Source organism: Corynebacterium faecale (genome assembly GCF_030408735.1).
In the GTDB taxonomy this organism is placed as follows: domain Bacteria; phylum Actinomycetota; class Actinomycetes; order Mycobacteriales; family Mycobacteriaceae; genus Corynebacterium; species Corynebacterium faecale.
The window spans coordinates 1452294-1465371 of sequence record NZ_CP047204.1; the positions used below are offsets into that span (position 1 = coordinate 1452294).

At 61.6% G+C, this 13078-nt stretch carries 10 protein-coding genes; 9 read left to right on the forward strand and 1 reads right to left on the reverse strand.

The window, feature by feature from the left end:
- Nucleotides 1-5: 5 nt before the first annotated feature.
- From CFAEC_RS06670 to recN, 4 genes are all read left to right on the forward strand, one after another.
- Nucleotides 6-1001 (forward strand): HAD-IA family hydrolase, encoded by a 996-nt coding sequence (locus tag CFAEC_RS06670; RefSeq protein ID WP_290279730.1) that lies wholly within the window; start codon nt 6-8, stop codon nt 999-1001.
- A gap of 223 nt (nt 1002-1224) precedes the next feature.
- On the forward strand, nt 1225-2049 hold the full coding sequence (locus CFAEC_RS06675; protein WP_290279731.1) for a TlyA family RNA methyltransferase: 825 nt from the start codon (nt 1225-1227) through the stop codon (nt 2047-2049).
- Nucleotides 2046-3011 carry an NAD kinase gene (locus CFAEC_RS06680; protein ID WP_290279732.1) on the forward strand — a complete coding sequence of 322 codons (966 nt, stop codon included), beginning with the start codon at nt 2046-2048 and terminating at the stop codon, nt 3009-3011. The genes CFAEC_RS06675 and CFAEC_RS06680 overlap by 4 nt, the downstream gene beginning before the upstream one ends.
- 240 nt (nt 3012-3251) lie before the next feature.
- On the forward strand, nt 3252-5033 hold the full coding sequence (recN, locus tag CFAEC_RS06685) for a DNA repair protein RecN (protein ID WP_290279733.1): 1782 nt from the start codon (nt 3252-3254) through the stop codon (nt 5031-5033).
- A gap of 283 nt (nt 5034-5316) precedes the next feature.
- On the opposite strand, the gene CFAEC_RS06690 is transcribed toward recN, so the two are convergent.
- Nucleotides 5317-6612 (reverse strand): methyltransferase, encoded by a 1296-nt coding sequence (locus CFAEC_RS06690; protein ID WP_290279734.1) that lies wholly within the window; start codon nt 6610-6612, stop codon nt 5317-5319.
- Nucleotides 6613-7349: 737 nt separating this feature from the next.
- Between CFAEC_RS06690 and steA the strand changes: the two genes are divergently transcribed.
- From steA to xerD, 5 genes are all read left to right on the forward strand, one after another.
- Nucleotides 7350-8543 (forward strand): putative cytokinetic ring protein SteA, encoded by a 1194-nt coding sequence (gene steA / locus CFAEC_RS06695; protein WP_290279735.1) that lies wholly within the window; start codon nt 7350-7352, stop codon nt 8541-8543.
- An 18-nt stretch (nt 8544-8561) separates the two neighbouring features.
- A complete protein-coding gene (locus tag CFAEC_RS06700) occupies nt 8562-9542 on the forward strand; it encodes a copper transporter (protein WP_290279736.1) in 981 nt (326 codons plus the stop codon).
- A gap of 262 nt (nt 9543-9804) precedes the next feature.
- Nucleotides 9805-11460 (forward strand): CTP synthase, encoded by a 1656-nt coding sequence (pyrG, locus tag CFAEC_RS06705; protein WP_290279737.1) that lies wholly within the window; start codon nt 9805-9807, stop codon nt 11458-11460.
- Between the two features lie 45 nt (nt 11461-11505).
- Nucleotides 11506-12165: an NUDIX domain-containing protein gene (locus tag CFAEC_RS06710; RefSeq protein ID WP_290279738.1), complete on the forward strand. Its 660-nt coding sequence runs from the start codon at nt 11506-11508 to the stop codon at nt 12163-12165.
- Nucleotides 12162-13076, forward strand: coding sequence for a site-specific tyrosine recombinase XerD (gene xerD, locus CFAEC_RS06715; protein WP_290279739.1), 915 nt, complete (start codon nt 12162-12164; stop codon nt 13074-13076). The genes CFAEC_RS06710 and xerD overlap by 4 nt, the downstream gene beginning before the upstream one ends.
- Nucleotides 13077-13078: the final 2 nt, after the last annotated feature.

Genomic DNA, 13078 nt, shown 5'->3' on the forward strand with positions numbered 1-13078 from the left:
AGTCCATGAGCATTCTCACGGACTATGACAGCCTTCTCCTCGACCTCGACGGAACGGTATATGAAGGGGGACAGGCCATTGAGCACGCCGTTGACGCAATCAACAGCGCTGGTCTCCCTGCGATATACGTGACCAATAACGCGTCACGCGCACCCGAGATGGTGGCGGGACAGCTGCGGGACATCGGTCTGAAATCAGCAACCGCCGAGCATGTGATGACCTCCGCGCAGGCCGCGATCATCATGGCGTCCCAGAAAATCCCCGCTGGATCGAAGGTGTATGTGCTGGGCACTGATTCCTTCCGGGATCTGGCCCGCGCGGCAGGTTTTGAGGTGGTGGCCTCCGCCGATGATAAGCCCTCGGTGGTGCTGCACGGACACAATCCTGACACCGGTTGGGCACAACTCAGCGAAGCCGCGCTGTCCATCCACAATGGTGCGTTGTATTTCGCCTCTAACCTGGACACCACACTCCCGATGGAGCGTGGACTCCACGTGGGTAATGGTTCCATGGTGGCGGCGGTGGTCAGTGCCACGGGAGTAACACCTGAGGCCGCCGGCAAGCCTGGTCCGGCGATGTTCCACGCTGCAGCAAAGACTCTCGGATCAACGAAACCGCTCGTGGTCGGGGACCGCCTCAACACCGATATTGCCGGTGGTAACGCCGCCGGCATGGACACATTCCAGGTGCTCACAGGGGTCAGCGGGCATTATGCGCTGCTTACTGCAGTGCCCGCAGAACGCCCGACCTTTGTCGCTGATTCACTCGCGGATCTTTCCGGTGACGCGGACCAGCTGCGCCCCGGTGACCAGGGTGGTTTCACCGCCGACGTGGACGGTGAAGAGGTTGTGCTCGACGGTGGCACGCCTGACAGCACCGCGACGCAGGCGCTGCGGACCGTGCTGGCGGCCGCCTGGGCCGTTGAAGAGAGCGCCGTGCCGGTTACCCGGGTGCGTGCCGTCTCTGATGCGGCGCGCACAGCCCTGGAGTCCTGGTGGTGACAGTGCCCAGGCCCCATGATCCCCGGGCTCTGAGCGTCAGCCCGGCGAAGGTGCAAAGCATGCTTGACGACGTCCTCTCCCGGGACTCCCACACCCTGTCAGAAGAAGCCAGCAACCTCGAAGAGGCATACCGGATACTCAACGATGCCCTTGCCTAGATACACTGAATTTTTCTCCCCTCATCTGTACCGCACGCATAATTAGGAAAGAAGATCCCCACCCGATGGTCGCTCGTAGGAGACTGGACGCTGAACTCGTCCGCCGGAAGATTGCCCGTTCACGTGAACAAGCAGTGGAGATGATCCGTGAACGCAGGGTCTTCGTTGGTGGCATCCTCGCGATCAAGCCAGCGAGCGTGGTCGAACCTGAAGTCTCGATCCGGGTGGAGGAATCAGTCACCGAGGACTGGGCTTCTCGCGGTGCCCACAAACTCATCGGTGCCCTGGAAGCCTTCGAGCCCCTCGGATTAAGCGCCAAGGGCCGACGCGTACTTGATGCCGGCGCCTCCACCGGTGGTTTCACTGATGTGCTGCTGCGACGCGACGCCGCCGAGGTGGTCGCCGTTGATGTGGGTTATGGACAACTCATCTGGCGTCTGCAAAATGATGACCGGGTTCGGGTGGTGGACCGCACCAATATCCGTTATATGACCCTGGAAGACACCGGCGGGCCCTGCGACATGATGGTCGGGGATCTGTCGTTCATCTCCCTGCGACTGACCCTGCCGGCAATCGTGGCGTGCCTGACCGAGGGCGCTGATCTCCTGCCCATGGTCAAGCCGCAGTTCGAGGTGGGGAAGGACCGACTGGGCAGCGGTGGGGTGGTCCGTTCACCGGAACTGCGTGCCGAGGTCACCCTCGAGGTGGCGGAATTCGCCAGGACACTGGGGCTCAGCGTCAAAGGGGTGGTCGCATCCCCACTCCCAGGCCCCTCCGGCAACGTAGAATACTTCTTATGGCTGGTCAAAGATGGTGGTGCAACAATGCCTGATCACGAACACCTGGTGAGCATGATCAACACAGCAGTGGAAGAAGGTCCGCAGCAATGACCGGAGTAACTGATCGCATTGTCCTGTTGGTGCCCCACACGGGACGATCATCAAATATTGAATCCGCCGTTCTGGCCGCGGAACATCTCGACCAGGCAGGCATCACCGTGCGGGTGATGATCAATGAGGAGGACGACCCGGTCCGCACCCACCCGGTGCTGGGCAGGTTCGAACAGGTCGTCCACTCCAAAAACGCTGCTGACGGTGCTGAACTGGTTCTGGTCCTCGGTGGTGACGGCACATTTCTCCGTGCAGCAGACCTCGCGCACGCAGTGGATCTGCCCGTCCTGGGGATCAACCTGGGCCACGTGGGGTTCCTCGCGGAATGGGAGTCGGATTCCCTGGAGGACGCACTCAAACGCATTATCGACCGTGATTACCGGGTGGAGGAGCGGATGACCCTGGATGTCATCGTCCGCGACAGTGATCTGGAGGAGATCGGCCGGGGATGGGCCCTCAACGAAGTCAGCGTGGAAAACCTCAACCGCCGTGGAGTCCTGGATGCCACCCTCGAAGTGGATTTCCGCCCTGTTGCTTCCTTCGGCTGTGACGGGGTGTTGATCTCCACGCCCACAGGATCCACCGCATATGCCTTCTCTGCCGGTGGTCCGGTCCTGTGGCCCGAACTCGACGCGATCCTGGTGGTACCGAACAATGCCCATGCGCTGTTCACCAAACCGCTGGTGGTCAGCCCAAAGTCCACCGTGGCCGTGGAATCCATGTCCGGAACCTCTCCTGCAATGGCCGTGATGGATGGTTTCCGTCCCATTCCCATGCCCCCCGGTTCCCGGGTGGAGATTGTCCGTGGCCACCGCCCGGTCCGATGGGTCCGGCTGGATTCCCTGCCGTTCACTGATCGTCTGGTCCGCAAACTGCACCTTCCGGTGGTTGGCTGGCGTGGGCCGGACAAGGCGTCAGCGCGCGCGGTTGAACCCGGGGCAGACGGAACCGACGCGTCTTAGGCCATGCGACTGAAGAGCCCGCGGCGGGGGCGCTGCGGGTTTTTCCTTGCCTTGGGGGCGCGTGGGTGAGAGGGAAGGGTTGTTTTTGACCTCTGGGGTGAATCTTCGAACACCTCGACCACGACCGGACGTGTGTGCGAAACAGAAGATTCCCTGGTCAGACAAACTATTCGAAAACTTAACCTGAAATTAGCAAAACTGTTCCCATGAAATTCGGGATTCTGATGTAGAGTAACTGGCATGCTCGCAGACATCGCCATTGAGAACCTCGGAGTGATTCCGGCCGCGTCCGCCGAATTCAGTTCGGGTCTGACCGTACTGACCGGTGAGACCGGTGCGGGAAAGACCATGGTAGTAACCGGTTTACGCCTCCTTTCCGGTGGTCGCGCAGATGCCTCCCGCGTTCGCACTGGGGCGCCGCAGGCCGTGGTGGAGGGGCGCTTCATCACGGAGAACGTGCCCACTGACATTGTCGAACGTGCAACCGGAATAGTTTCGAACGCCGGCGGTGCTGCCGATGAGAACGGCGAGTTCTTGGCTGTTCGATCGGTCAATGCCAATGGTCGTTCAAAAGCCCACCTCGGAGGCCGTGCGGTTCCGGCGGCGATCCTGTCGGATTTCTCCGGCGAACTCCTCACCATCCACGGCCAGAACGATCAACTCCGCCTGCTGTCCCCGGAACGCCAGCTGGATGCCCTCGATCGTTTCCTACCCACCCTGACCAACCTGCGCATCGGCTATTCAGAGAAGTACTCCACGTGGAAGGAACTCTCCCGTGATCTGAAACAGCGGATCAGCTCGCGGCGCGAACTGGCGCAGGAGGTTGACCGCCTCCAATTCGCCATCAATGAGATTGATGCCGTGAGTCCGGAACCAGGGGAGGATGCTGAGCTGCTTTCCCAGATCCGTCGCCTCCAGGACGTGGACACGCTCCGCGAACAGGCCGCCACGGCCCTCGGTGCGATTGATGGCGTCGGTGCCCTCAGCGATGCGATGGGGGGTTCCGCAGGTTTTGATGAAGGCCAGGAATCCGCCTCGGATCAACTGGGTCAGGCCGAATCAGCATTGGGGGGCAGCGAGGACCCCAAGCTCAAGGAGATCTCCGGTCTGCTGTCCGAGATCACCTCGCTGCTGGGGGAGGTGTCCGTGGAGCTGGGCAGCTTCCTCGCCGATCTCCCTGCTGATCCGCAGGCACTCGATGAGATGCTCACCCGTCAGCAGCAGCTGAAACTGCTCACCCGTAAATACGCCGGGGACATTGACGGTGTCTTGGAATGGCGGCGGAAGGCCCAGCTGCGCCTGGAGAGTATCGATATCTCCTCGGAGGCGATTGACAAGCTCAAGGAGAAGGTGAAGAAGTCCGAATCCACCATGATGCGTGCGGCCAAGAAACTCTCCACCGAGCGTTGCAAGGCGGCGAAACGGCTGAGTGCAACAGTCACCGAGGAGCTTCAGGGGCTGGCCATGCAAAAAGCTCGGTTCATTGCGGCTATGACCGCCGCAGAACCCGGCCCCACTGGAATTGACGCCGTGGAGTTCCAACTCGCAGCCAACGCGCTTGCACAGCCACGTCCACTGGCATCCTCGGCCTCCGGCGGTGAGTTGTCCCGGGTGATGCTGGCGCTGGAGGTCATCCTCGCTGCCGGCACCACCGGCACCACCCTGGTATTCGATGAGGTGGATGCCGGAGTCGGTGGGCGAGCCGCGGTGGAGATCGGGCGCCGTCTGGCACGCCTGGCCAATGACAACCAGGTCATCGTGGTCACACACCTCCCGCAGGTTGCCGCCTATGCCGATACCCACCTCCATGTGGCCAAGGACGTGGGCGAGGGCTCGGTGAGCTCAGGGGTTGAAAGCCTGAGTTATGAACGGCGCATCGAGGAGCTCTCCCGCATGCTGGCCGGCCTGGATGACACCGAGACCGGACGAGCCCATGCCACCGAATTGCTCGAGCGCGCACAGCGTGAATGCGAGGACATCCGGGAGGAGGCTTCGGCCGGAGAATTCGCCGTGAGTGCGTGAAAACTCTCAGCATAAGGGCTTCGCTCAGATCAGCCGTGTGGGGCGGTTAGGAGACCGCTGAGTAGTGTGCGGTTAGCTGATAACCCGTCGGAGCTCCGGATGGTTATCAGCGATGTCCCAGGCTCTTGTGTGCTTGTAGGACACGATGAAGTTCATCTCATCATGGCATCCGTCCACCTGATGCTGCTGGTTCGCGCCCACGCCTGTGCGACGATGGTGGTTTGCGGGGAACGGGGGAGCAGTCTCGGGAATCACTGAGGACGGTCCACCTTGTGTGTGACGTTCACCGCCGCGGTACAGGCTCTTTTACCTGCAGTCTCCATAGCGAGGTGACTTCCTTCGAACGTGCGACGTGTAGAGGGTCTGAGCTATCTTTCGCCCGCCTATGGGTGGGCGTGGTGTCGAGCCGATCGATCACGTGAAGCCCCGCCTCGTCAATTGCGTCCAGAAGCATCTGTCGACTACGCAAACCAAGCAGCTCGGCGAGATCAGAGAGGATCAACCAACCTTCTCCATCATCCGTGAGGTGATGCGGTAACCCGGCCAGAAATTGCAGCAGCATTTTGCTACCGGGGTCATACACCGCCGCGTCGAGGGTGGTTGTCGCGCTGCCCGGCAACCACGGTGGGTTGCAGATGATGAGCGGTGCCCGTCCTGCAGGGAACATGCTGGTCAACTGGGCCTCTGCCGTGCCTTGTACGCCCAGTCGGGTGAAGTTGTCGTTCGCGCAGTCCACCGCACGCTGGCTGAGGTCTGTTCCCAGCACCTTTTTCACGCCACGGTTGACCAGTACTGCGGCCAGTACGCCGGTGCCGGTGCCAATATCGAACGCTAAATCCCGATTGTTCAGCGGTGCCTGGGCGACAAGATCAACATACTCGTGGCGGGTGGGCAAAAAAGTACCGTAGTGAGGGTGAATCTTCGCGTTCAAAGCGGGAACGTCCACGCCGTTCAAGAACCACTGATAGGCGCCCTGCACCCCGATCAGCTCTTGCAGACTCACCACGGCACCCACGTCACCGGAGCTGCGGCGCTGCTCGTATCCGAACTCAACCGCCGGATCAACGTGCGGGGCCCGAGGCAAAGGCAGCACTGCACTCCCACTCTGTGCGTCAAAGGTGAGCGGCACCAGAATCAATGACATCATCCGCGAACGTTGGGCTCTGGCCTGGCGGATGCGGTAAAACTCCTCTGCATCGGTCACGGCAGGCTGAGCTGCTGACCGTCCCCGGCCCTTTGCCAGACGTCGATCTATTGCACTCAAAATCTGTTTTGCGTTATGGAAGTCGCCCAGCCATAGCATTGCTATGCCCTGAGCTGCATACTTCATCGCCTGAGCTGTGCTGAGCCGGTCATCGACCGCGACAAGCTTCTTGGGCGCTGCCCGGTCATTTGCCGACCACCACCTGGCTGAACCTGCCACCCCGTTGTGTTCCCAGGTCAGCAAGTCTTCCGTGGCAAACTGGTCCGGAGTAATGGGAATCAACCTCGTTCTATAACGGTGCTTCAGCAAGCGTGCAGCTGCTGGCACCTGCAGGTACATCCACCCGCTTGTCGTATCCGCAACGAGGGGCAGCATGAATGCGCCAAAGATAAATTTAGTTGCATCATCATAGCAGGATGCGGCTCCTCAAACACCGCTGCTGCCACAGCAGTCTTTCCGCTCCCATGATGATGTCCTTGATTGACAGCTCCGCAATCGGTATCCGATAACGCCCACTTTAAGCCCGGCCCCGCTCCATCCCGGCCCCCTCCTGGTAGCGCTGGCAGATTGGGGAGCCAAAATCAACCACACTACCGCGGCTGGCAAGCCAGGGTTCACGCAATCAGATAACCATGATGCACTGAATTTCACCATGGAGGAGGAGACACCTCGCCACGGGCGGGGAGTTGGCCTCTGTCTCGCTGGAATAAGATCGCAATCTCCCACACATGAGATGGAAGATCGTTGCGAGGTTCTACTGTGCCCGGGCCCTTGCGCCACCCTCCGGTGGTGGTGTTATCGCCATCATTTACAACCGCCGCATGAAGCTGCGAGTCATGCCCACTGCACACAGACGACACCGCACTGGAGGGCCGTATCGGTCAGCGGCACAAGTCTCCCGGTGCTGCTGGACCGCGGCCATCAGTAGACCGTGCAACCCTCGACGAACAATCAAGCAGTCACTGGGGCGAGCCAGGTCAACCTCGGAATGTGCCCCAACGTCTTCTGGCTCTGACAAATCGGGCGATATTCGGTGTGATGAGGCAACACGGATAAGCTTCCTACTCTTTTCTAGGCGCGTCTCCACCAAAGGTTGAGACTTTTGATTCAGAATGGGCAGCATGAGTCTGTTCAACCGCAAAGCTGACCTGCCTGGACTGGTCGGGGCGACACGCCTCTGCACCCCAGAGGGCAAGGGGATCAAGCGTCTGTCCCAGGGGGATCTCGCCATCATTGATGCGCCTGATCTGGATCGGGCCTTCGCCCAACGCCTCCTCGCAGCCCGCCCAGCTGCGGTTCTCAACGTGTCCAGGTTCACCACCGGGTCCGTTCCCAATTTCGGACCCCAGCTGCTTCTCGACGGCGGTATCCACCTCATCGAGGGGTTTGACTCCGATATCCTGACCACCCTCAAAGAGGGAAAGAAGGGTCGTCTCACCGATGACGGCAAGCTTTACTACGGTGAGCGCCTGGTCGCCTCCGGTGCGCCCGTGACAGAGACCGCCGCGGTCGAGGCCTTTGTTGATGCACAGCAGTCCCTGGTGGACCACATGGAAGCCTATTTCGGCAACACCATCCAGTTCATCCACTCCGAGGCTCCACTGCTCATCGACGGCATCGGCATCCCCAACTCCGGTGCCAATCTCGAGGGCCGCAAGGTACTCATCGCCAGCCCCGGAAACAACCACCGCACCAAGCTGAAGGAATTGCGCAACTTCATCCGCGAATATGACCCGGTGCTCATCGGTGTCGATGGTGCCGCGGACACCCTGGTGGAACTGGGCTACAAACCCGCACTGATCGTGGGCAACCCGACGGGTATCGGCGCAGATGCCCTGCGCAGCGGCGCGCACGTCATCCTGCCTGCTGAACCCGATGGGCATGCCGAAGGCCTCGAACGCATCCAGGACCTGGGTATCGGGGCGATGACTTTCCCCGCAGCGGTGAGTTCCGCCACGGATCTCGCGCTGCTGCTCGCTGACTACCACAACGCCGAGATGATCGTGAACGTCGGTGCGCCGCTCGATCTGGATGCGGTGTTCGCCGGCGTGGAGACCGCCACGCCGGCGTCATTGCTCGCCCGTTCCAAGGCCGGAACGAAGCTTGTCGACGCCGACATCATCGCCAATCTGTACACCGTGCGAACCTCCGGAAGCCTGGCCTGGCTCTGGGCACTGCTGGGCATCCTCGTGGCTCTCGCGGTGATCATCGTCATCGCCGGCACGTCGGGGGATGGTTCCTTCACCGACAACCTCATCGATACCTGGAACAGCTTCGCGCTGATGGTCCAGGGACTGTTCAACTAGGAAAGGTGAAGGAATATCATGGCTAAAACGCGTGGTAGGGGCGCCCTGGCAGTCGCCGGCATCGCCATCGGTGTTGCACTGGGCACCGCTTTCGGCACCTATATCCTGGCGCCGAACCTCCCGGAGAATTCGGATCCCAACGCACCCGGGTCGGCAGATTTCGCGGCCGCGGAACAGCGTGCCGATGTCAACGAGGTACAGGCCGCCCAGGCGGACAGCGTCATCGGGCACATCGTGGAGGACCTGGTTGCCGGTCAGCTGCAGGACCGCCCCGTGCTCCTCATGCACACCACGGATGCGGAACAGTCCGATATTGATGATGTCGCGTGGCTGCTCCAGCGGGCAGGAGCGCTCAACGCAGGCAGAATCCAACTGGAGGAGCAGTTCTTCTCACAGGATAGCGCCGATCAGCTGAAATCCATCGTGGCCAACACCCTCCCTGCGGGTGCGCAGTTATCCGAGACCCAGCTGGATCCCGGCACCCACGCCGGTGAGGCCCTCGGCTCCGGACTGTTGCTCAACCCGGAAAGCGGCGAACCGCAGGCCTCCACCGCGGAGCGCGCTCTCCTGCTCAACGCTCTGCGCGACACCGGTTTCATCACCTACGAGGACGGCACCATCCTGCCGGGCCAGGTCGTGGTGCTGATCACCGGTGACAGCGAAGGATCAGGAGATGAGTCCTTCGCGGCGGAAACCCAGGCACTGTTCGCCCGGGCCTTGGACTCCAGGGGCACCGGGATGGTGGTGGCCGGTCGCATCCATACCGCTACGGATACCGGTGTGATCGGTCGCCTCCGCGCGAATCCGGATGCGGTGGAGAACGTCTCCACCGTGGATTCCGTGGATCGCACCTGGGGCAAGATGGCCACCGTGCTCTCTGCGAGGGATGAGTTGGCGGATCGCTCCGGTGCCTATGGCTCAGCCGCGTCTGCTGAAGCAGCCTCACCCAAACTCGATGGGGTGACTCCTCCCCGGGAGGCAGAGGTGCCAGTGGAATAGGGGAGAGCGCACCTGCTCTGTCACCGCCACCCACTTCGACTGTGGGTGGCGGTGTTTTCATCATGTAAAAATCTGTCGATCTATAGGCAGAAACCCTCAGAAATGCCTCCTGAGCTGCATGAATATGGCGGAATAAAACCTGTGTTATGCTAAAAATCCGTAGGTGTGAGAAGCCGGACACCGCGACATCATCTGCGCGCGTGCGTCGGCTCTGTGAACCCTTCACTCCGTTCAAGTCCACCAATCGGAAGGTCTCAAGACCATGTCCATCACGCGCACTCCACAGTCACGCACCGCCAAGCATGTGTTCGTCACGGGAGGGGTTGTCTCCTCGCTGGGTAAGGGGTTGACGGCAGCAAGCCTGGGTCAGTTGCTCATCGCCCGCGGACTCAATGTGACCATGCAGAAGCTGGATCCCTATCTCAATGTGGATCCCGGCACCATGAACCCCTTTGAGCATGGGGAGGTCTTTGTCACCGAGGATGGCGCGGAGACCGATCTGGATCTGGGCCACTATGAACGATTCCTCGACCGTTCTCTCACCGCCACGGCGAATGTGACCACCGGCAGGGTCTATTCCACGGTGATCGCCAAGGAGCGCAGGGGAGAATACCTCGGTCGGACCGTGCAGGTTATTCCACACATCACCGATGAGATCAAAGCACGCATCCTGGCCATGGGGGAGCCGGATGAGAGCGGGGCGGTGCCCGATGTGGTCATCTCGGAGATCGGTGGCACCGTCGGTGATATCGAGTCCCAACCCTTCCTGGAGGCCGCCCGCCAGGTTCGTCATGAGATCGGCCGGGACAACTGCCTTTTCATCCACTGCTCACTCGTGCCGTACCTGGCCACCTCGGGGGAGTTGAAAACCAAACCCACCCAGCATTCGGTGGCGCAGTTGCGTTCCGTGGGCATTCTTCCCGATGCCCTGGTCCTCCGCAGTGATCGGGAGGTTCCGGAGCCACTCAAAAACAAGATCGCCTTGATGTGCGATGTGGACCTCGACGGCGTGGTGTCCTGTCCTGATGCCGGTTCCATCTACACCATCCCGGTCACCCTCCACCGCGGTCACCTGGACACCTTCCTCATCCGTCGCCTCGACCTGCCGTACCGCGACATTGACTGGACCGGGTGGCATGATCTGCTCGACCGGGTCAACAACCACACCCGGGAGATCACGGTCGGCATCGTGGGCAAGTACATCGACCTGCCTGATGCCTACCTGTCGGTGGTGGAGGCCATCCGGGCTGCCGGTTATGCCCACCACACCCGCGCCACCATCTCCTGGATCGCCTCCGATGACTGCCAGACACCGGAACAGGCCGCAGTGGCTCTGGCGGGTCTGGATGCCATCGTCATCCCCGGGGGATTCGGCATCCGTGGCATTGAGGGCAAGATCGGCGCCGTCACCTACGCCCGGGAACACCGCGTCCCGTTGCTCGGTCTGTGCCTGGGTCTGCAGTGCGTGGTCATAGAGGCGGCCCGCCAGGCAGGCCTGACCCAGGCCTCATCCACGGAGTTTGATCCAGACACCACCCAGCCCGTGATCGCCACCATGGCGGAGCAGCGGGCAGCAGTATCGGGCCAGGCTGATCTGGGTGGCACGATGCGACTGGGTGCCTACCCGGCGCGCCTGCAACCCGGATCACTCACCGCGCAGCTCTACGGCACGGTGGAGGTCTCTGAACGGCATCGGCACCGCTTTGAGGTCAACACCGCCTATCTGCCCCAGATCGAGGAGAACTCCGGTCTGGTATTTTCCGGCACCTCTCCTGATGGTCACCTGGTGGAGTTCGTGGAATACCCCACGGACATCCATCCCTTCCTGGTGGCCACGCAGGCGCATCCGGAGTATAAATCACGGCCCACCCTCGCCCATCCGCTATTTAAAGGCCTGGTCAGCGCGGCACTTGCGTGATCCTGATGTGGTCGTGTCCACCCCTGCCTTTACAATGTGGGCATTATGACTACCGCAGGCACACATGAGTTCACCGTTACTGATTCCGAGTTGTTGATCCAGTCGCCGATCCTGGCCGTCCGCAAAGATACGCTCATCATGCCGGGAGGGGGCAAGGCCACCCGTGAGATCGTCGAGCACTTCGGTGCGGTGGCGATCGTGGCGTTCGATGGGGAGAATATCGCGCTGGTGAGGCAGTACCGCCACTGCGTGCAGGATCGGCTGTGGGAACTGCCCGCGGGCCTGCTCGACATCGCCGATGAGGATGCCCTCACCGGTGCCCGGCGTGAGCTGGTGGAGGAAGCCGGATTGGAGGCGGGGGACTGGTCGGTGCTCACCGATCTGATCACCTCACCTGGTTTCTGTGATGAGGCGGTGCGGGTCTACCTCGCCCGTGATCTCACACGGGTGGAGCAGCCCCCTGCCGACGGCGATGAGGAGGCTGACATGACCATGCAGTGGTTCCCGCTCACCACGGCCCGGGACATGGTGTTCAGTGGCGGGATCGTCAATTCCATCGCCATCGCGGGCATCCTCGCCGCTGATGCGGTGATTGCGGGTCGCGTTGGTGCGCGGGGCACGGATGCACCGTTCCGATTCCGGCCGACGGCGCTGGCGGAGCGTCGTAAAGCAGCCGGCATCACGCCGGATATGAAGAAGCTGTGAAGGTACGCGAGGTTGCGCGGACCTGGTTGACGCATCTGGCGGTGGAGCGTGGTTTGTCGCAGAACACGCTGAGCAGTTACCGGCGGGATATCAACCGTTATTGCGACTGGCTGGAGTCCGCGCGGATTGCTGATATCGGTGCGGTGAACACGGCGGATGTGGAAGCGTATGTGATGGATCTGCGGCGTGGCGTTGAGGGCCGGGCGCCGTTGTCGGCGTCCTCGGCCGGGCGCGCGCTCATTGTGGCCCGCGGCCTGCACAAATTCGCACTTTCTGAAGGTCATGTGGGCGTGGATGTTGCAGCCGATGTGTCTCCGCCGGCTACTGGACGCCACCTGCCGGATACCCTGAGTGTGGACGAGGTGGCCAGGCTCATCCATGCCATCCCCACCTCTGATATCGCCACGCCCGTGGATATCCGTGACCGCGCGCTGGTGGAGATCCTCTACGGCACCGGGGCACGCATCTCGGAAGCGACCGGGCTGATGGTGGATGATGTGGCCCATGCGCCGGAGGTGCTGCGTATCACCGGTAAGGGATCCAGGCAGCGGCTGGTGCCCTATGGATCGATGGCGCAGGCAGCCGTGGAGGACTACCTGGTTCGTGCGCGACCAGGTTTGAGCAAGGGAAAATCCCACGCGTTGTTCCTCAACCAGCGCGGTGGCCCGCTGTCACGGCAGTCAGCCTGGGCGGCGTTGAAGAAAGCCACCGACCGCGCCGGCCTGAAGAAGGACATCTCACCGCACACCCTCCGGCATTCCTTCGCCACCCATCTGCTTGAGGGTGGCGCCGATGTCCGCGTGGTTCAGGAACTGTTGGGGCACTCCTCGGTGACCACCACGCAGATCTACACCCATGTCACCGCCGAGAACCTGCGCCAGGTGTGGAGGTCCGCGCACCCCAGGGCATGAAG